At 76.5% G+C, this 18,038-nt stretch carries 18 protein-coding genes; 11 read left to right on the top strand and 7 right to left on the bottom strand.

Going from position 1 to position 18,038, the window contains the following annotated elements:
- Window positions 1-12: 12 nt before the first annotated feature.
- Window positions 13-3,105 (top strand): ATP-dependent helicase, encoded by a 3,093-nt coding sequence (locus ATL31_RS04610; RefSeq protein WP_101394738.1) that lies wholly within the window; start codon window positions 13-15, stop codon window positions 3,103-3,105.
- Window positions 3,102-6,407, top strand: a complete 3,306-nt coding sequence (locus ATL31_RS04605) for an ATP-dependent helicase (protein ID WP_101394737.1) — start codon at window positions 3,102-3,104, stop codon at window positions 6,405-6,407. Before ATL31_RS04610 ends, ATL31_RS04605 begins: the two co-directional genes overlap by 4 nt.
- Here the strand turns inward: ATL31_RS04605 and ATL31_RS04600 are convergent.
- Window positions 6,373-7,473, bottom strand: coding sequence for a macrolide 2'-phosphotransferase (locus ATL31_RS04600; RefSeq protein WP_101394736.1), 1,101 nt, complete (start codon window positions 7,471-7,473; stop codon window positions 6,373-6,375). The two genes, ATL31_RS04605 and ATL31_RS04600, sit on opposite strands and share 35 nt — an antisense overlap.
- 41 nt (window positions 7,474-7,514) lie before the next feature.
- On the opposite strand from ATL31_RS04600, the gene nudC reads away from it, so the two are divergent.
- Window positions 7,515-8,444, top strand: a complete 930-nt coding sequence (nudC, locus tag ATL31_RS04595; RefSeq protein ID WP_245861927.1) for an NAD(+) diphosphatase — start codon at window positions 7,515-7,517, stop codon at window positions 8,442-8,444.
- A 46-nt stretch (window positions 8,445-8,490) separates the two neighbouring features.
- On the opposite strand, the gene ATL31_RS04590 is transcribed toward nudC, so the two are convergent.
- Complete coding sequence (locus tag ATL31_RS04590) at window positions 8,491-8,751, bottom strand: mycoredoxin (RefSeq protein WP_101394734.1); 261 nt, start codon at window positions 8,749-8,751, stop codon at window positions 8,491-8,493.
- A gap of 117 nt (window positions 8,752-8,868) precedes the next feature.
- On the opposite strand from ATL31_RS04590, the gene ATL31_RS04585 reads away from it, so the two are divergent.
- From ATL31_RS04585 to ATL31_RS04565, 7 genes are all read left to right on the top strand, one after another.
- On the top strand, window positions 8,869-10,986 hold the full coding sequence (locus ATL31_RS04585; protein WP_101394733.1) for an ATP-dependent DNA helicase UvrD2: 2,118 nt from the start codon (window positions 8,869-8,871) through the stop codon (window positions 10,984-10,986).
- 159 nt (window positions 10,987-11,145) lie between these two features.
- The gene (locus tag ATL31_RS04580; RefSeq protein WP_101394732.1) at window positions 11,146-11,391 is read left to right on the top strand and encodes a hypothetical protein; all 246 of its coding nucleotides are present in this window, start codon (window positions 11,146-11,148) and stop codon (window positions 11,389-11,391) included.
- Between the two features lie 236 nt (window positions 11,392-11,627).
- Window positions 11,628-11,915 carry a WhiB family transcriptional regulator gene (locus ATL31_RS04575; RefSeq protein ID WP_101394731.1) on the top strand — a complete coding sequence of 96 codons (288 nt, stop codon included), beginning with the start codon at window positions 11,628-11,630 and terminating at the stop codon, window positions 11,913-11,915.
- A gap of 38 nt (window positions 11,916-11,953) precedes the next feature.
- On the top strand, window positions 11,954-12,085 hold the full coding sequence (locus ATL31_RS17050; protein ID WP_281256252.1) for a hypothetical protein: 132 nt from the start codon (window positions 11,954-11,956) through the stop codon (window positions 12,083-12,085).
- On the top strand, window positions 12,082-12,237 hold the full coding sequence (locus tag ATL31_RS16405; RefSeq protein WP_158239785.1) for a hypothetical protein: 156 nt from the start codon (window positions 12,082-12,084) through the stop codon (window positions 12,235-12,237). The genes ATL31_RS17050 and ATL31_RS16405 overlap by 4 nt, the downstream gene beginning before the upstream one ends.
- Window positions 12,225-12,797, top strand: coding sequence for an HhH-GPD-type base excision DNA repair protein (locus tag ATL31_RS04570; protein ID WP_101394730.1), 573 nt, complete (start codon window positions 12,225-12,227; stop codon window positions 12,795-12,797). Before ATL31_RS16405 ends, ATL31_RS04570 begins: the two co-directional genes overlap by 13 nt.
- A 2-nt stretch (window positions 12,798-12,799) precedes the next feature.
- Window positions 12,800-13,012: a hypothetical protein gene (locus ATL31_RS04565; RefSeq protein WP_245861925.1), complete on the top strand. Its 213-nt coding sequence runs from the start codon at window positions 12,800-12,802 to the stop codon at window positions 13,010-13,012.
- A 28-nt stretch (window positions 13,013-13,040) separates the two neighbouring features.
- Here ATL31_RS04565 and ATL31_RS04560 read toward each other — a convergent pair whose 3' ends face one another.
- From ATL31_RS04560 to ATL31_RS16500, 3 genes are all read right to left on the bottom strand, one after another.
- On the bottom strand, window positions 13,041-14,396 hold the full coding sequence (locus ATL31_RS04560) for an ABC1 kinase family protein (RefSeq protein WP_245861923.1): 1,356 nt from the start codon (window positions 14,394-14,396) through the stop codon (window positions 13,041-13,043).
- Window positions 14,393-14,953 carry a hypothetical protein gene (locus ATL31_RS16400; RefSeq protein WP_158239784.1) on the bottom strand — a complete coding sequence of 187 codons (561 nt, stop codon included), beginning with the start codon at window positions 14,951-14,953 and terminating at the stop codon, window positions 14,393-14,395. Before ATL31_RS16400 ends, ATL31_RS04560 begins: the two co-directional genes overlap by 4 nt.
- Window positions 14,954-15,103: 150 nt before the next feature.
- Window positions 15,104-15,265: a DUF5679 domain-containing protein gene (locus ATL31_RS16500; protein ID WP_013493366.1), complete on the bottom strand. Its 162-nt coding sequence runs from the start codon at window positions 15,263-15,265 to the stop codon at window positions 15,104-15,106.
- Between the two features lie 198 nt (window positions 15,266-15,463).
- Between ATL31_RS16500 and ATL31_RS04545 the strand changes: the two genes are divergently transcribed.
- Entirely contained in the window at window positions 15,464-16,063 is a 600-nt protein-coding gene (locus ATL31_RS04545; protein WP_211283963.1) for a M48 metallopeptidase family protein, read from the top strand.
- Here the strand turns inward: ATL31_RS04545 and ATL31_RS04540 are convergent.
- Window positions 16,019-16,600, bottom strand: coding sequence for an NUDIX hydrolase (locus tag ATL31_RS04540; RefSeq protein WP_101394728.1), 582 nt, complete (start codon window positions 16,598-16,600; stop codon window positions 16,019-16,021). The genes ATL31_RS04545 and ATL31_RS04540 overlap by 45 nt on opposite strands.
- Window positions 16,597-17,961, bottom strand: a complete 1,365-nt coding sequence (locus ATL31_RS04535) for a zinc-dependent metalloprotease (protein ID WP_245861920.1) — start codon at window positions 17,959-17,961, stop codon at window positions 16,597-16,599. The genes ATL31_RS04540 and ATL31_RS04535 overlap by 4 nt, the downstream gene beginning before the upstream one ends.
- Window positions 17,962-18,038 lie beyond the last annotated feature (77 nt).

Genomic DNA, 18,038 nt, shown 5'->3' with positions numbered 1-18,038 from the left:
GGAATCGCTCGCGTGCTCGTCCTGACCCGCCCCGACCCCGCGGCCGCCTCCGGCCCCGTGGGGCTCGACGCCGCGCAGCAGGCCGTGGTCGAGCACCGCGGGCCGGTCCTGCGGGTCCTCGGGGCGCCGGGCACGGGCCGCTCCACCACGGCCGTCGAGGTGGTGGCGGCGCGGGTGGCCGAGGGGCTACGCGCCGACGCGTGCCTGCTGCTGGCCCCCACCCGCCTCGCGGCCGCCCGCCTGCGTGACGCCCTGACGACCCGCGTCGGCGGCACCAGCACCACCCCGCTGGCCCGCACCCACCAGTCCTTCGGCTTCGGCATCCTGCGCGAGGCCGCGGCCCTGGTCGGCGACCCGGCGCCACGGCTGCTCAGCGGCCCCGAGCAGGACGTCGTCCTCGCCGAGCTGCTGGCCGGCCACGCCGCGGGCGAGGCCCCGGCGCCCCCGTGGCCGGCATCCCTGCAGCTGGCCCTCCCCACACGCACCTTCCGCGGCGAGCTGCGCGACCTGCTGATGCGCGCCGTCGAGCTGGGCCTCGAGCCCCACGACCTCGCCGCCCTGGGGCGCGAGCACGAGCGGCCCGAGTGGGTGGCCGCCGCCGACGTGCTGCGCGAGTACGACGAGGTCACCGCGCTGTCCGCGCCCGGTGCGTTCGACCCGGCGTGGGTCCTGGGCGCGGCCGCCGACCACCTCGAGGACGACCCCGACGCGCTCGACCGGCTCCGTGCGCGGGTCCGGCTCGTGGTCGTCGACGACGCCCAGGACCTCACCCCCGCGGGGCTGCGGCTGCTCCGCACGGTCGTGGGGCGCGGGGCCGTCGACCTCGTCCTGCTCGGCGACCCCGACGCCTCGACCCAGACCTTCCGCGGCGCCGACCCGCGCCTGTTCGTCGGTGCCTGGCCCGACGCCACCACGGTCGTGCTGACGACCGGCCACCGCTGCCCGGCCGTCGTGCAGGACGCGGCGACCCGGGTGGTCGGGCACGTCGGCGTCGTCGGTGGACCGGCCCATCGCCGTCCCGCCCCGGAGCGTGACGGGGGCGCCGTCGAGGTCCACCTGGTGCGCACCGTCGCCCAGGAGGCCGCGCTGGTCGCGGGCCTGCTGCGGCGGGCCCACCTCGAGGCATCGGTGCCCTGGTCGCGGATGGCGGTACTGGTGCGCGGCGGCTCGCGCACGGCCACCCTGCGGCGGGTGCTCACCGGCTCGGGAGTGCCGGTCGGTACCGCCACCGCCGACCTCCCGGTCCGCGACGAGCCGGCCGTGCGCCCCTTCCTCGCCCTGCTGCGGATGGCGCTCGGCGTCGCGGCCGGGGCCGAGACCCTCGACCCCGCGGCCCTGGTCGACGTCCTGACCTCCCCGGTGGGCGGGGCCGACGCCGTCGTGCTGCGCCGGCTGCGACGCTCGCTGCGCCGCCTCGAGCTCGAGTCCGGCGGGGGGCGGCCCAGCGACGTGCTGCTGGCCGAGGCCGTGCTGGCCCCGTTCGTGCTCGAGCGACTGGGCCCCGAGGCCCGACCCGCCCGGGCGGTCTCGCGGGTGCTGGCCACCGCGGTCGCCGCCCTGTCCGAGGGGTCAGGGGTCGAGGACGTGCTGTGGGCCATGTGGCGTGCCAGCGGCCTGGCCGGCCCCTGGCGCGAGAGCGCCCTGGCCGGGGGCGCCGCGGGCCGCCGGGCCGACCGTGACCTCGACGCCGTGCTCGGCCTCTTCGACGCTGCCGGCCGGTTCGTCGAGCGACTCCCCGCCGCCCCACCCGCGCAGTTCCTCGACCACCTGCTCGCCCAGGACGTCGCCGGCGACAGCCTCGTCGCCCGGGCCCCCGACGGCGAGTCCGTCGCCCTGCTGACGCCCGCGGCCTCGGCCGGGCGCGAGTGGGACCTCGTCGTCGTCGCAGGCGTCCAGGAGGGGGTATGGCCCGACCTCCGGCTGCGCGGCTCGCTGCTGCGCTCCACCGAGCTCGTCGACGTCGTCACCGGCCGGGCCGGCGACGCCCGCGCCGCCCGGGCCCAGGTGCGCCACGACGAGACCCGGCTCTTCCACGTGGCCCTCACCCGGGCGCGCGAGCGGGTAGTCGTCACGGCGGTGCGCAGCGAGGACGAGCAGCCCTCGCCGTACCTCGACGTCGTCGACCCCCGCACCGAGCCGCGGCCCTTCACCGACGTCCCCCGGCCTGCGACCCTCCCCGGCCTGGTCGCAGAGCTGCGCCGCGAGCTGGTGGCCGACGACCCCCAGGTCCGTGGCGCGGCGGTGGCCACCCTGGCGCGGCTGGCCGTCGAGGGTGTCCCCGGCGCCGACCCGAGCCGCTGGTGGGCCCTGCGCGAGACCACCGACGACCGTCCGCGGCGCGCCCCCGACCGGCCGGTGGGTGTGTCGCCGTCGGCCATCGACCGGTTCGCCCGGTGCGGGCTGCAGTGGGCGCTGCGCTCCGCGGGCGGCGAGGGCCCGTCGGTCGGTGCGGCCGACATCGGGACCCTCGTCCACGACGTCGCGCACGACCTCGGCGACACCGACGCCGCCACCTACGCCGCCGAGATCGAGCGGCGGTGGGGCCGCCTCGGGATGCCACCGGGCTGGCTCTCGCGCCGCGACCTGGCCCGCGCGCAGCAGATGGCCGGGCGCCTGGCCACCTACGTCGCGGAGTCGTCGGCGGCCGGCTGGCGGCGCGCCGCCTCCGAGGAGGCGATGCGCGTCGCCCTCGGCCGGGCCGTGGTGCGCGGGCGCGTCGACCGCATCGAGGTCGACGGCCAGGGCCGCGTGCGCGTGGTCGACCTCAAGACCGGCGCCAGCAAGCCGAGCGCCGACGAGGTACGCCGGCACGGCCAGCTGGGCGCCTACCAGCTGGCCGTCGAGGCAGGGGCCCTGGCCGCCCACGGGCGTGCATCGGGCGGGGCGGCCCTGCTCCAGCTCGGCCGGGCGGCCAACAAGATCACCACGCTCCAGGTGCAGGCTCCGCTCGCCGACGACCCCGAGCCGGGCTGGGCCGCCGAGCTGCTCGAGACCACCGCCGACGCGATGGGGGCGGCCACCTTCATCGCCACCCCCGGGACCTGGTGCGGGTCGTGCCAGCTCCAGTCGTCGTGCCCGGCGCGCGAGGAGGGCCGGCGGCTGTGACCACCACCGACACCGGCCTGCGCTGGAGCGCGGTCGACCTCGCTCGGGCCCTGGGGCAGTCCTATGCCCCCACCGCCGAGCAGGCCGCCGTCATCGAGGCCCCGCTCGCGCCCCTGCTCGTCGTGGCCGGGGCCGGCTCCGGCAAGACCGAGACGATGGCGGCCCGCGTCGTGTGGCTGGTCGCCAACGGGCTCGTCGAGCCCGACCAGGTCCTCGGCCTCACCTTCACCCGCAAGGCGGCCGGCGAGCTCGGCGAGCGCCTCATGGCCCGGCTCGCCGCCCTCCGTGAGGCCGGGCTGTGGGCACCACGCACCGACGACGTCGCGGCCGTCCTCGACGACGGCCCCACCGTCTCGACCTACCACTCCTACGCGGCCGGGCTCGTGCGCGAGCACGGCGTCCGGCTGGGCATCGAGTCCGAGAGCCGGCTGCTGAGCGAGGCCGCGGCCTGGCAGTTCGCCCACGAGGCCGTCGCGTCGTGGGACGGCGACGTCGAGGGCGTCGAGAAGGCCGAGTCCACCGTCACCACCGCGCTGGTCGACATCGCGGGCGAGATGGCCGAGCACCTGGTCGACGTCGATGCCGTCGCAGCCCACCTCGACGAGGTCGTGGCCACCCTGGAGGCCGTGCCCCGGGGCGCGTCGAGGCGCACGGCCTACCCGGCGCCGGTGCGCGACGCCCTCGCCGTGCTCCGCGAGCGCCGCGCGGTCCTGCCCCTGGTCCAGCGCTACGCCGAGCTCAAGCGCTCGCGCGACGCCATGGACTTCGCCGACCAGATGGCACTGGCGGCCCGCATCGCGCGCGAGGTGCCGGAGGTCGGCGCCGGTGAACGGGCGCGCTACCGAGCGGTGCTGCTGGACGAGTTCCAGGACACCTCCGAGGCCCAGCTCCAGCTGCTCCGCGCCCTCTTCGTCGCGCCCGGCGAGCCGGTGCCGGTCACCGCCGTCGGCGACCCGCACCAGTCCATCTACGGATGGCGGGGCGCGAGCTCGACCACCCTCGACCGCTTCCGCTCCGACTTCGCCGACCCCGAGCCCGCCCGGGTGCAGCACCTCGCCACGAGCTGGCGCAACGACCACGCCGTGCTCGCCGTCGCCAACCGGGTGGCGGCGCCGCTGTCGGCATCCGCCCGGGTGCCGGTCGAGTCCCTCGTCGCGCGGGCCGACGCCGGGCCCGGCCACGTCGCGGTCGCCCGGCTGCTCACCATCGAGGACGAGGCCGAGCACGTGGCGGCCTGGCTCCAGGAGCGCCGCGAACGCCATCGCGCCGCGACGGCAGCGGTGCTGTGCCGCAAGCGTTCCCAGTTCCGGCCGGTCGTCGACGCGCTCGAGGCCCGCGGCGTCCCGTACGAGGTCGTCGGCCTCGGCGGCCTGCTGCACACCCCCGAGGTCGCCGACCTCGTCGCGATGCTGTGGGTCGTCCAGGACCCCACCCGCGGCGACCACCTGATGCGGCTGCTCACCGGGCCGTCCTGCCGCCTCGGGGTGGCCGACCTCGACGGGCTGGGCGAGTGGGCACGGCTGCGCCAGCGCCAGGCCCGCGGGTCGACCGGCGAGGACGACCGTGGGCGCGACCTCGCCCCCGACGCCAGCGAGCGGGCCAGCATCGTCGAGGCCCTCCACGACCTGCCCCCTGCCTCCTGGGTGGGTGACGAGGGTCAGCGCCTCTCGCCGCTCGCGCTCGAACGCCTCGACGGCCTCGGCCGCGCGGTCCGCCGGCTGCGGGGCCTCACCGGCCTGGGGCTGGCCGAGATCGCGGCCGAGGCCGAGACCGCGCTCGGTCTCGATGTCGAGGTGCTGGCCCGCCCGGGCTGGAGCCCCGGGGCGGCCCGGGCCCACCTCGACGCCTTCGCGGAGGTCGCCGCCGCCTTCTCCACGAGCGCCGACCGCACCTCCCTGGGTGGCTTCCTGGCGTGGCTCGACGCCGCCGTCGACGAGGAGCGGGGGCTCGACCTGGGCTGGGTCGAGGCGCGTCCCGACGCCGTCCAGGTGATGACCGTGCACGCCGCCAAGGGCCTCGAGTGGGACGTCGTGGCGGTGCCAGGGATGGTCGAGGGGTCCTTCCCCGCGCACTCCGCCCAGACGAAGCTGGCCGACGAGGGGTGGACCCACGGCGAGCCGAACGACAAGGGCTGGCTCGTGGGGCTGGACGCCCTGCCCTACGACCTGCGCGGCGACGCCGACGGCCTCCCGCACCTGCCCTGGCGCAGCGTGGCCGACTGGGACGACCTGGCCGCCGCCCACGCCCGCTTCCTGGCCGAGGGGGCGGCGCACGGCATCACCGAGGAACGTCGTCTCGCCTACGTCGCCACCACCCGGGCGCGCCGTGACCTGCTGCTCACCGCGCCGGTGTGGGGCACCGCGTCGACGCCCCGCATCACCTCGCGCTTCCTGACCGAGGTCCGCGATGCCGGGCTCGCCGACCTCGACGCCCCCTGGGAGCCCATGCCCCCCACCGACGACCCCAAGCCGCAGAACCCGCGCACCGCCGAGCCGGTCTCGGTCACCTGGCCCGAGCCGGAGCGGTCGGCGCGCCTGGCGGCCCTCGCCGGGCCGGCCCGGGCCGTCAAGGAGTCGGTGGCCGCGCTGCGGGCCGGCGCCCCCGACGCCATGGCCACCCGGGGCCGCTGGGCGGAGGAGGCCCGGCTCCTGCTCGGTGAGCGTGCGGCCCGGCGGCGGGGCGGCGACCTCGAGGTCGAGCTGCCGCCGCACCTGTCGACCTCGGCCCTGGTCTCCCTGGCCGACGACGCCGAGGCCTTCACCTCCGCGCTGCGCCGCCCGATGCCGCAGCCCCCGGCGCTCGCGGCGCGGCGGGGCACGGCCTTCCACGCCTGGGTCGAGCAGCACTACGCGCGGGCCGCGATCGTCGAGGTCGACGAGCTCCCGGGCTCGGCCGACGACGATGCCGCCGACATCGGGCTCGAGCCGCTGCGGCAGGCGTTCCTGGCCTCCGAGTGGGCCGACCGGCAGCCGGCCGAGGTCGAGACCAGCGTCGAGACCGTCATCGACGGCATCGCCGTGCGCGGCCGGATCGACGCCGTCTTCGAGGAGCGGGCCGACGGCGGTGAGCCGCAGTGGATCGTGGTCGACTGGAAGACCGGGCCGCCGGCCACCGGGGCCAAGGCCCGCTCGCGAGCGCTCCAGCTGGCCGCCTACCGGCTGGCGTGGGCGCGGCTGCGCGGGGTGGAGCCCGACCGGGTGCGGGGGGCGTTCTTCCACGCGGCGACCGGCGAGACGGTCTGGCCCGAGCTGCCGGATGCGGCCGAGATCAGCCGAGTCCTCGCTGCGGCTCGGCCTCGGTGACCTCAGCGACCTCCGGCACCTCGGGCAGCACGTCGTCATCGTCGTCGTCGACCACCAGCTGCGGGGGAGCGGTCGGCCGGTCACGCACGGCGACGGGGGCCAGTGAGAGCCGCCGGTAGTCGTCGCCGCCACCGTCGAGCGCGGTGTGCACCTCGTCGTCGAGCCGGCGCAGCTGGGTGGCCAGGACCTCCACCGCGCCGGGGTCCTTGCGGGCCAGCGCATCCATCAGGCGGGCCAGCAGCCCGAGCTCGGCGCCGAGCCGGGCCCGCACCACGAGGTTGGGGTCGGGGCGCTCGACGCGGGCGTGGGCGTAGGCCTCGAGGACGGTCTCGACGGCATCGGGGGAGGCCTCGGTGACCAGGGCCGCGAAGTCGTCGGCGGGGTCGGCGACCTTGGCGTCCTCCCAGCCCGTCATCGCCTTGACGCTGCCGGTGGCCGCATCGCGCTCGTCGCGGAAGACGGCCAGCACCTGGTCCCCGGTGAGGTCGCCGTGCACCGGAGTGGCCGCGAACCGCCACAGCGCGACGTCCTCGAGCGCTCCCTCCCAGCGGGTCAGCAGGGCCGTGGGGACGCGGCCGGTGGCAGCCGCCCGGTCGAGCTCGGCCAGCCGGCGGGTGCGGTAGGCGTCGGCGTCGTACGCCGGCAGCCCCGCCTCCTCGAACAGCGCGGGGTCGGTGTTGTGCAGCGCGGCCACGGCCCGCCCGAGCTCGGCAGCCAACCCGGGGCCGGGCGGCAGCTCGGCGAGCTCGAGGGGATGCCCCGGCAGGTAGGGGTAGACAGCGGCCCGGCCGCCCTCCTCGAGGGCCACGAACCCCTTGGGGGCCGGCACCGCGAACGGCAGCCGCCGTGCCAGCAGCCCGAGCAGGGTCACCGCCCGGTCCATCTCGGCGCCCGCGACGTCGGTGCGGGGAGCCCGCACCACCCAGCGGCGGTGCTCGGTGTCCTGGACGAACGCGATGTCGAAGGACTGCCCGGGCAGGCTCGGGAGGGCCTCGACACTCACCGGGTCCAGCCCGGGAACGGCAGCGCTGGCGAGCGCTGCGAGGAAGGCGGGGCTGCGGTCCACGCCCCCACGGTATGCCGACGGAGCGCCGTAGGCTGGGAGCCGTGCCCCGTGCCGAGCGAACTCTTCCCTCCGTCGCCCTCGGCGCCGCGGCTCTCGACCGCCGCGCCGAGCTGCGCTCCGACCCCGCGCTGCTGCCCCGGCTGCTCGCCGACCCCGGCACGCGCGTGCTCCGGCTGTACGGGGACGCCGTGGGGGTCGACGAGCTCGGCGACGGCGCGGTGACGGTGACCCTCGGGCCGCCCGAGGACGCCGATGCCGACCGCCTCGCGATCTACCTGGGCGAGCGCGACGGGGCGGCGCACGTGGGGGTCGTGCACGACGCGCCGGGCGAACCCGACCCTCGGCTGCGCACGCTGCGCCAGGTCGGTGCCCACCTCGACGACCTCGGCGCCGCCCTCTTCACGACCACGCTGGCGCTGGCCAACTGGCACCGCGCCCACCCGTTCTGCCCGCGGTGCGGCAGCCCCACCGCGGCCGCCACGTCGGGCTGGGTCCGCCGGTGCCCCGACGACGGCAGCGAGCACTACCCGCGCACCGACGTGGCCGTCATCATGTCGGTCGTCGACGACGCCGACCGGCTGCTGCTGGCGAGCGGCAAGGGCTTCCGCAGCACCGCCATGTCGGTCCTGGCCGGGTTCGTGGAGCCCGGCGAGACCCTGGCCTCGGCCGTGGCGCGCGAGGTGGCCGAGGAGGTCGGGGTCGAGGTCGACGAGGTCACCTACCTCGGCGACCAGCCGTGGCCCTTCCCGTCCTCGCTGATGGTCGGCTTCACCGCGCGGGCGCGGGGCACCGCCCTGACGCTCCAGGACGACGAGATCGCGGCCGCCCGGTGGTTCACCCGCGACGAGCTGCGCGCCGCGGTGGCCGACGGGTCGGTGCTGGTGCCGGGGCGCGTCTCCATCGCGCGGCGGCTGCTGGAGCACTGGCTCGGCGGCCCGCTCGACGCGCCCGAGGTCGTGTCGATGCGCTGAGCGCGCCGCCGCCCGGGCCCCGACGGCTCGGGCTCGGCGACCGGGCTCAGCCCAGGCGCTCGCGCACCTGCGCGACCGACGGGTTGGTCAGGGCCGAGCCGTCCGGGAACAGCACGGTCGGGACGGTCTGGTTGCCGCCGTTGACGGTCATCACGTAGTCGGCGGCGTCGGGCTGGCGCTCGATGTCGACCTCGTCGTACGCGATGCCCTCGCGGTCGAGCTGGGACTTCAACCGGCGGCAGTAGCCGCACCAGGTCGTCGAGAACATCGTCACGGTGCCGGTGGCGGGCAGTGCGGGGGTGCTCATGCTGCTGGCAACGCCCACGACGGGCGGATGCTTCCCACCACCCGCCGACCCCGGACGACGAGTGGCCCCCTTCCCGGCGACCGCACCGTCGGGGGCCCCACCTAGGATCGGGACGCCATGACGACCCTGCCCGTGCATCCCGGAGCCGACGCCGTCCTCGACGCCCTCGACCCCGAGCAGCGCGAGGTCGCGGCGCACCCCCGCGGGCCGATGTGCGTGCTGGCGGGCGCCGGCACCGGCAAGACCCGCGCCATCACCCACCGCATCGCCTACGGGGTGCTCTCGGGTACCTACCAGCCCCAGCGCGTGCTGGCCGTCACCTTCACCGCGCGCGCGGCCGGCGAGATGCGCACCCGCCTGCGCGACCTCGGGGTGGGCGGGGTCCAGGCGCGCACCTTCCACGCCGCCGCCCTGCGCCAGCTGCACTACTTCTGGCCACAGGCCATCGGCGGCGCCGCGCCCGAGGTCATGCCGCACAAGGCCTCGGCCGTCGCCGAGGCCGGCGGCCGGCTGCGGCTGCGGCTCGACTCGCCGGGCATCCGCGACGCCGCCGCCGAGATCGAGTGGGCCAAGGTCTCGATGCTCACCGCCGACGGGTACGCCGCCGCCGCCCGGGCCCAGCGCCGCGAACCCCCCGCCGGGCTCGACGCCACCGCGATGGCGCGGCTCATGAGCACCTACGAGGACGTCAAGACCGACCGCGGCGTCATCGACTTCGAGGACGTCCTGCTCCTCACGGCCGGGATCCTCGGCGAGCACGAGCAGGTCGCCCGGGCGGTGCGCGCGCAGTACCGGCACTTCGTGGTCGACGAGTACCAGGACGTCAACCGCCTCCAGCAGACCCTGCTCGACCTCTGGCTCGGCGGCCGCGACGACGTGTGCGTCGTCGGCGACCCGGCCCAGACCATCTACTCCTTCACCGGCGCCTCGCCCGAGCACCTGCTGGGCTTCCGCACCCGCCACCCCGACGCCCGCGTCGTCGAGCTCGTGCGCAACTACCGCTCCACGCCGCAGGTCGTCGGGCTGGCCAACCTGGTGCTGCGCAGCCCCGGCGGTGGCCGCCGCTCGGGCTCGGTCGAGCTGCGCGCCCAGCGGCCCGAGGGCGCCGCCCCCGAGCTGCTGGTCGCCGACGACGACCCGGCCGAGGCGGAGCAGATCGCTACCCGGGCCGCGGCCCTGGTCGAGGCCGGCCACCCCGCCTCCGAGATCGCCGTCCTGTTCCGCACCAACGGCCAGAGCGAGCGGCTCGAGTCCGCCCTCGCCGAGCGCGGCATCCCCTACCTCGTGCGCGGTGGCGAGCGGTTCTTCTCGCGCAAGGAGGTCCGCGACGCCGTGGTCCTGCTGCGCGGCGCCGCCCGCACCGACGACGGCGAGGTGCCGCTGCCCGACCTCGTGCGCGACGTCCTGCTCGGCGCGGGCTGGACCCGCGAGGCCCCCACCTCCGGCGGCGCCGCCCGCGAGCGCTGGGAGTCGCTCGCCGCGCTCGCCGCCCTCGCCGACGACCTCGCCGCCACGACGCCCGACGCCCGCCTGCCCGTCTTCGTCGGCGAGCTCGCCGAGCGCGCGGCCGCCCAGCACGCGCCCACGGTGCAGGGCGTCACCCTCGCGTCCCTGCACGCCGCCAAGGGCCTCGAGTGGGACACCGTCTTCCTCTCGGGATGCTCCGACGGCCTGCTGCCGATCACGATGGCCGAGACCCCCGACGAGATCGAGGAGGAGCGGCGGCTGCTCTACGTCGGCGTCACCCGGGCCCGCGAGCGACTGGTGCTCTCGTACGCGCGGGCCCGCACGCCGGGGGCCAAGCCCACCCGCCGGCCCTCCCGCTTCCTCGACGGCACCGAGGCCGTCCTCGGCGCCGCCGCCCGCAGCCGCCCCAAGACGGCCAAGAAGGTCAAAGCCGTGCCTGCGGCGGCCCGCACCACCTGCCGGGTGTGCGACGCGGGGCTGGCCACCGCCAAGGAACGCACCATCGGGCGCTGCGCCGACTGCCCGCCCTCGATGGACGAGCGCCTGTTCGAGACGCTGCGCGAGTGGCGCCTGGCCACGGCCAAGGAGAACGACGTGCCCGCGTTCGTGGTCTTCACCGACGCCACCCTCACCGCCATCGCCGAACGCGTGCCGGCCGACCGGGCCGCCCTGGCCGGCATCGCGGGGGTCGGGCCGGCCAAGCTCGACCGCTACGGCGACGCCGTCCTCGAGATTGTCAAAGATTTTTCTGCTGCTGAGAACGGTTGAGCCGCAGCCATACCGGGCCCGAATCCGCCCTGCTCGCCCGCGAGATCGGCGATTAATGCGTTGCCGCCCGTTCGAGGCCGGTCCTACAGTGACCGTCGTACACCTCGCGTGCCCGCCCGGGCACCGGACGGACCCGAGACCTGTGAGGAGGTCGGCCTGATGGAGACCACGACGAAGAACGCCGCGGCGATGACCGCTGCCTGCGTGTCGTACGCCGCCGTCCGCATCGGCGCCACCACCGCCCACGCAGGCGATCTCGGTCGTTTCCAGGGGCGCACCCTGTCCGCCGCCGGCATCGCCGTGCGTGACCGCGCGGCCACCCCGACCGTCGGTCTCGGCGTCGTCGCGATGGACGCCCCGACCCAGGGACCCGCACACCCCCGCCTCGAGGGGCCACCTGTCTAGACCACAGGTCGCCTTCCACCTCGAGGCCGCGGATCCCACCAGGGATCCGCGGCCTTTCCCGTGTCCCGGCACCCACGACCTTTCCGACCAGACCAGCCACGCGAGGACCAGAAGCCATGAGCACCAGGAGCGAGCGGGACCACCGCGACCGCCCACCCAGTACCCCGTGCCGCACCCGGCGCGACGGAACCGACCAGCGCCACACCCGGCGCGCCGACCAAGGAGGTGACCCCCCGATGCAGCTGACCGACCTGCTGGACCTGCACGAGACGTCCTCGACCCGCGGTGACACGATCCCGTGCCGCGAGAACGACGCCGAGCTGTGGTTCGCCGACACCCCCGACGGTGTCGAGTTCGCCAAGGCGCTCTGCCGGACCTGCCCGGTCCTGGAGACCTGCCTCGCGGGCGCCCTCGACCGGCGTGAGCCGTGGGGCGTCTGGGGCGGCGAGCTCTTCGCCCAGGGAGTCACCGTGGCGCGCAAGCGGCCCCGGGGCCGCCCCCGCAAGTCCGAGGTCGCCGCCTGAGGCGGCGGCCCCCGCCGTACCACCGACAGGAGAACGACATGTACACCCGACGGATGCAGCGCGTCCGCCGCTTCGTGCACCAGCGCAGCGTCCACGAGACGCGCCGCCGGCAGCGCGAGGCCGCGAACCGCGAGCAGCTGGTCGCGGTCGTGCACGCCATCGTCCGATGAGCGTCACGCCCGCCGCGCGCACCGCCCCTGACATCGCGTCGGGGGCGGTGCCCGCGCACCCCGAGGTCACCGTGCCCCCGGTGCGCGAGCGCGACTTCTGGCGCGCCGTGGTCGCCGACGTCCTGGCTACGCTGACCCCATGGCCGCGCTGACGATCGCCCAGGACCCCGCCGCCGACCGGGTCCTCTCGCAGGACCCGTTCGCCCTCCTGACCGGGATGCTGCTCGACCAGCAGTTCCCGATGGAGCGCGCCTTCGCCGGGCCCGCCAAGATCCTCGAGCGCTTCGGCACCCTCGAGCCGGCCGCCCTGGCCGCCGCCGAGCCGGAGGCCTTCGCCGACCTGTGCTCGACCCCGCCGGCCATCCACCGCTACGGGCGCTCGATGGCCGGCCGGGTGCAGGCGCTGGCCGCCGTCGTGCGCGACGAGTACGACGCCGACGCCTCGCGCATCTGGACCACCGCCGCCACCGGCGCCGAGCTCGTCGACCGGGTCAAGGCGCTGCCGGGCTTCGGTGACCAGAAGGCCCGCATCTTCGCCGCCCTGCTCGGCAAGCAGCTCGGCGTGCGCCCCGAGGGGTGGGCCGAGGCCTGCGGCGCCTACGCCGAGGAGGGGTCCTTCCGCTCGGTGGCCGACGTCGTCGACCCCGACTCCCTCCAGAAGGTCCGTGAGTTCAAGAAGGCGGCCAAGGCGGCGGCCAAGGCCCGGGCCTGAGCGTGTCCGGCGGCGTCGACGAGGCGATGCCGGCGGCCGAGCCGGCCCCGGTGTGCGCCACGTGCGGCGCCGGCCCGGCGGCCGGCGAGACCGCCACCGCGCGCCTCACCTGGAGCCGCGGGATCGAGAACGGGCGCGAGGTCTGGACCTGTGCTGCCTGCAGCCGCCGGCACCTGCGCAGCATCGAGGGGAAGCTCGACCCGACCTGGTGGTGACCCGGGCGGCCGGCGCGGTCAGGCGCGGTCAGGCGGCGTCGGGAGCCGGCGGCCAGCGCGACTCGTCGACCCCGGGCAGGTAGGCGCAGATCATCTCGCGCAGCGGCACGGTGCCGCCGAGCTGGCTGAGCACGCCGATGCCGCCGAGCCAGACCCGGTGGATGAGCAGGTACTCCGGCGGCAGGTTGAGCTTGAGCCCGACGAGGAACTGCGGGCGCCGGGGGTCCTGCAGCTGGGCGGCGGCGCCGCGCAGCCACGCCCGGGTGGGGGTGAAGTGCTCGTGCAGGATCGGCTCGAGCAGCGGCTCGATGTACTCGACGAGACCGGCGGGGTCGATGTCGATGCCGCGCTTGATGAAGCCCTCCGCGCGCAGCACCTTCACCAGCTCGTCGCCGTCGCCCGACAGCGCGGCCGTGAGGATCGCGCCCATCTCGGGCGGCAGGCCCCCGGGAAGGCGGTTGACGGCGCCGAAGTCGAGGACACCGAGCCGGCCGTCGGGGGTGATCCGGAAGTTGCCGGGATGCGGGTCGGCGTGCAGCAGCCGGGCTCGGCCGGGGGAGCGGAGCTGGAACTCGAGGTAGAGCGAGGCGGCCTCGTCGCGCTGTTCCTGGGTGCCCTCGCGGATGACCTCGGCCAGCGGCGTGCCCTCGACCCACTCGGTGACCAGCACCTGCGGGGACTCGACCAGCACGTCGGGCACGAACACGTCGTCGTCGTCGCGGAAGGCCTTCGCGAAGTGGCGCTGGTGCTTGGCCTCGAGGGCGTAGTCGAGCTCCTCGGACATCCGTGCCCGCAGCTCGTCCATGATCGGCTTGACGTCGATGCCGGGCACCCACGACCCGGCGACGCGGGCGACCCGCGAGATCTGGTTCAGGTCCGAGAGCAGGGCCTTGCCGGCGCCGGGGTACTGGATCTTGACGGCGACCTCGCGGCCGTCGCGCCACACCGCCCGGTGGACCTGGCCGATGGACGCGGCCGCCGCGGGCGTGTCGTCGAACTCCACGAGCTTGGTGCTGGCCCACCGGGGTCCGAGCTCCTGGGCCAGGATGGCGTGGACCCGGTCGACGCCCATGGGCGGCCCGGACTCCTGGAGCCGGGTGAGGGTGGCCCGGTAGGGGCCGGCGAGCTCCTCGGGCATCGCGGCCTCCATGACCGACAGCGCCTGCCCGAACTTCATCGCACCGCCCTTGAGCTCGCCCAGCACGGCGAAGAGCTGCTCGGCGGTGCGGGCCTGCAGCTCGGCGGCCACGGCCTCGGCCGGGCGGCCGCCGATGCGCTTGCCCACCCCGAACGCGGCTCGGCCGGCATGGCCGAGAGGCAGGCCCGCCAGGCGGGCGGCGCGCGCGAGGGACGACCCGGGGATGCCACGCTCGCGCTCGCTCACCCCGCCATTGTCGCCGACGCGCACGGGCACCCGGGACGGGAGCCCCAGACGCGGTGCACGACTGTCACGGCCCGGGCCCCGATCTCGGTCGAGATGGCGGCCAGAGTCGTGTCGCCGCCCAGGACGCCGAGGGCGGTGACGCTCGTGACGGCGGCCGCCAGCAGCACGGCCGCGTGGTCCGGGCGGGGGGCCGGGCCGCCGGCGACCGCCCGCGCCGCCGGGAGGCCGCCGCCGACGCAGGCCAGGCACGGTGGCCGCCCCGGGACGACCAGCGGGCCGACCACCAGCGGCCCCGGCCCGGCGGTGACCGGGAGCTGGGGCACCCCCAGCCGGTGCCACGGCGCGACCGCCGAGGGCGCCCGCCGCCAGAGCGGGACCTCCCCGTCGGCGACCAGCACCACGAGCGCCGGGGGAGGAGCACCCCCGGCGACCTCGAGCTCGGCGGCGTCGGCCGCGAGGGCCCCGGCCCGCACCCGGACCCCGCAGCGGCGGAGCTGGGCGACGGTCTCGGCGGCCAGCGGCCCCGCGCCGTCGACCACCACCTCGCTGCGCCCCATCACGACCCCCGTCCCACCGCGACCCTGCCCGGCGTCGCTCCCACGACGCCGCCATCCTGCCCCGCGGCGCGCCCGGCCCGGGCCGGTCGTCCACAGGCGGAAGGCCCCGGGCCACGACGGGTCCGGGGCCTTCCGCGGGTGACGCGCGGCTCAGGCCTTGCCGAGGATGCGGTTGAGGTTGGTGCCGCAGACCGGGCACTGGCCCTTGGCCATCCGGCGGCCGTTCTCGGACACGACGACCTTCCCCTCGGCCTCGCGCTTCTCCTTGCACTTCACGCAGTAGAACTCGCCCTTGTACGTCTCGTCAGCCATCGACGTTCTCCTTGTCGCCGGCCGGGGTCACCCCACGGCCGCGTGGATGCCGCCGCAGCGGCCTGGACCCGGCCACCCTAGCGATCCGCGGGGTCCCCACCCCGTCCGCGCGGGCGGCGTTCGGCCCCGAACGCGACGCGTCCGCCCCGGGTGCCCCAGGAGCCCCACCGGTCGCCCCGGACCCCGTACGATCCGCCTGTGGGGACGCCGGACATCGAGGTCCGCCGCAGCGGACGCCGCCGTCGCACGGTCAGTGCCTACCGCGACGGCGGTCGCACCGTCGTGCTCATCCCCGCCTCGTTCTCCGCCGCCGAGGAGGCCCGCTGGGTGGCCCGGATGCTGGCCCGCCTCGAACGTGGCGAGCACCGACAGCCGCTCAGCGACCAGGCGCTCGCGACCCGGGCCGAGCGACTGTCGCGTCGGTACCTCGGCGGGCACGCGCGCCCCGACAGCGTCCGCTGGGTCACCACGATGGACAAGCGGTGGGCCTCCTGCACCCCGGCCACCGGGGCGATCCGCGTCAGCGACCGGCTGCGCGACGTACCCGAGTACGTCCTCGACTACGTGCTGCTGCACGAGCTGGCCCATCTCCTGGTGGCGGGGCACGGCGCCGGCTTCTGGCGGCTGCTGGGGTCCTACCCGCGCCTCGAGCGCGCCCGGGGCTTCCTCGACGGGCTGGCCCACGCGGCCGGCGAGCCGGCTGCCGACGCTCTGGACGCGGAGGACGAGGTGGCTGGACCGGCCGATCCGGCGTCAGCCGAGGCCCGCGACCCGGCGGGCGAGCCGCACCAGGGGTGAGAGCTCGGCCCGGGTGCCCTCGGGCAGCGCGTCGACCGGCCACCACCGCACGTCCAGCGACTCCCCGCTGACCGCCGGCTCGGCGCCCTCGGGGGCCACCGCCACGTAGCGCACGTCGAGATGCTCGCGGCAGCGCCGGAAGTCGCCGTCGAGCACGTGCCGGTCGAGCTGGACCGGGTCCGGCAGCGGCTCGAGCGAGGCCAGGCCGCTCTCCTCGCGCGCCTCCCGCCGGGCCGCGGCCCACACCGAGGCGTCGCCGGCCTCGAGGTGCCCGCCGAACTGGAACCACTGGCGCGCCTTGCGGTGATGGGTCAGCAGCACCCGGGTGCCGGCCGGGTCCAGGACCAGGCACGAGGCGGTCAGGTGCTCGGACGGGCCGGCCTTGGCCACGCCGTCGGGGTGCGCGGCGAGGAACCCCAGGTACTGCCGGCGCAGCTCCTCCTGGGCGGCGTCCGGAGCGGCCCAGCCGCCCAGGAGGTCGCCGGCGTCGGCGTACAGGTGCGCGAAGGTGCGGGCGACGTCGGCCGGGGCCGTCACCGCTCGCCCTCGTCGCGCAGCAGCGCGTCGAGCTCGGCGTCGAGGTCGTCGGTGGCCGGCGAGGCGCTGCGCTCCACGTAGCCCAGCGGGTCGTCGAGGTCGGCCGTCGAGGGGGCCAGGTCCGGGTGCCGCCACGCGGCGTCACGGGCCGCGCCGCCGCCGGAGTCGGCGAGGGCCCGGAAGAGGTTCGCGGCGTCGCGCAGCCGACGGGGCCGCAGCTCGAGGCCGACCAGGGCCCCGAACACCTTCTCGGCCGGGCCGCCGGTGGCGCGGCGCCGGCGGACGGCCTCGGCCAGGGCCGACGAGGCCGGCAGGTGCTCGGCCACGGCCTCCTCGGTGACGACGTCGACCCAGCCCTCGACCAGCGCCAGCAGGGTCTCGAGCCGGCCCAGCGCGGCCTGCTGCGCGGGGGAGTGCAGCGGTGCGAACATCCGGCCCTGCACCGCCGCCTGCACCGCCTGCGGGTCGGAGGGGTCGATGCTGCGGACCGCCTCCTCGATGGCGTCGGTGTCGATCGTGATGTCGGCCGCGTAGTCGCGCACGGCGGCCAGCAGCCCCGGCGCCAGCCACGGCACCGACTCGAAGAGCCGCACCCGGGCGACCTCGCGCACGGCGAGGTAGAGCCGGGCCTGCGGCTCGTCGACCTCGAGGCCCTCGGCGAGCTCGCGCACGGCCCGCGGCATCAGGACGACGTCGGGGGAGGCGACCAGCGGCAGCGAGACCTCGCAGCCGGTGAGGACCTCCCCGGCGAGGGTGCCCACCGCCTGGCCCAGCTGCATCGAGAACATGGAGCCGTGCATCCGGCGCAGCATCGGGCCCGCCTGCTCGAGCATCCCCTCCATGCCGGCGGGCAGCGCGCCCTCGGGCAGGCCGCCGAGCTGGCCGGCCATCGCCGCGGTGACGGCCTCGGTGACGCCCTCGGCCACGGGCTCGACCAGGTCGGCCCACACGGGCATGGTGGCCTCGACCCACTCGGCCCGGCTCCAGGCGACCCCGCGCAGCGGCGGCGCGGGCAGGTCGGTGACCGCGTCGAGCCACAGACCGGCCACGTGCACGGCCTCGGCGGCGTCGCGTCCGTCGGCGGCGGTCGCGAGGGTGTCCCCGGCGGCGGAGACGGTCTTGCGCGCCAGGTCGGTGGCCATGGGGGCGTCGACGGCGGTGGCCGACGGGGGCGCCGCGAACATCGCCTGCACCTGGCCCATCACCATCTGCAGCATCTGTGGGTCGACCTTGTCCAGGCCCATGCCGCGCACCATGTCGGCCAGCTGCGGGTCGAGGGGCGCGCCGCCGGTGAGGCCGCGCAGCATCTCCTCCAGCTCGGGGGGGAGGTCGGGGGTGTCGTCGTCCGCGTGGTCGGTCACAGCGGGTCTCCTGCGCATCGGGTGAGAGGATGTCGTCCTGTCTGTACCCAACCACGGTGGCCGGTGAATCGTTCCGG

Origin of the sequence: Phycicoccus duodecadis, assembly GCF_002846495.1 — a bacterium.
Lineage (GTDB): Bacteria > Actinomycetota > Actinomycetes > Actinomycetales > Dermatophilaceae > Phycicoccus > Phycicoccus duodecadis.
Note: the sequence above shows the minus strand (reverse complement) of the source record. Positions and strands in the feature narration are given on the sequence as shown.

Bases quoted from the DNA above. Each gene is read 5' to 3' on its own strand.
- ATL31_RS04590 (WP_101394734.1), bottom strand. From the start codon at position 8,751: ATGAGCACCCCCGCACTGCCCGCCACCGGCACCGTGACGATGTTCTCG.
- ATL31_RS04585 (WP_101394733.1), top strand. From the start codon at position 8,869: ATGACGACCCTGCCCGTGCATCCCGGAGCCGACGCCGTCCTCGACGCC.
- ATL31_RS04580 (WP_101394732.1), top strand. From the start codon at position 11,146: ATGGAGACCACGACGAAGAACGCCGCGGCGATGACCGCTGCCTGCGTG.
- ATL31_RS04575 (WP_101394731.1), top strand. From the start codon at position 11,628: ATGCAGCTGACCGACCTGCTGGACCTGCACGAGACGTCCTCGACCCGC.
- ATL31_RS17050 (WP_281256252.1), top strand. From the start codon at position 11,954: ATGTACACCCGACGGATGCAGCGCGTCCGCCGCTTCGTGCACCAGCGC.
- ATL31_RS16405 (WP_158239785.1), top strand. From the start codon at position 12,082: ATGAGCGTCACGCCCGCCGCGCGCACCGCCCCTGACATCGCGTCGGGG.
- ATL31_RS04570 (WP_101394730.1), top strand. From the start codon at position 12,225: ATGGCCGCGCTGACGATCGCCCAGGACCCCGCCGCCGACCGGGTCCTC.
- ATL31_RS16400 (WP_158239784.1), bottom strand. From the start codon at position 14,953: ATGGGGCGCAGCGAGGTGGTGGTCGACGGCGCGGGGCCGCTGGCCGCC.
- ATL31_RS16500 (WP_013493366.1), bottom strand. From the start codon at position 15,265: ATGGCTGACGAGACGTACAAGGGCGAGTTCTACTGCGTGAAGTGCAAG.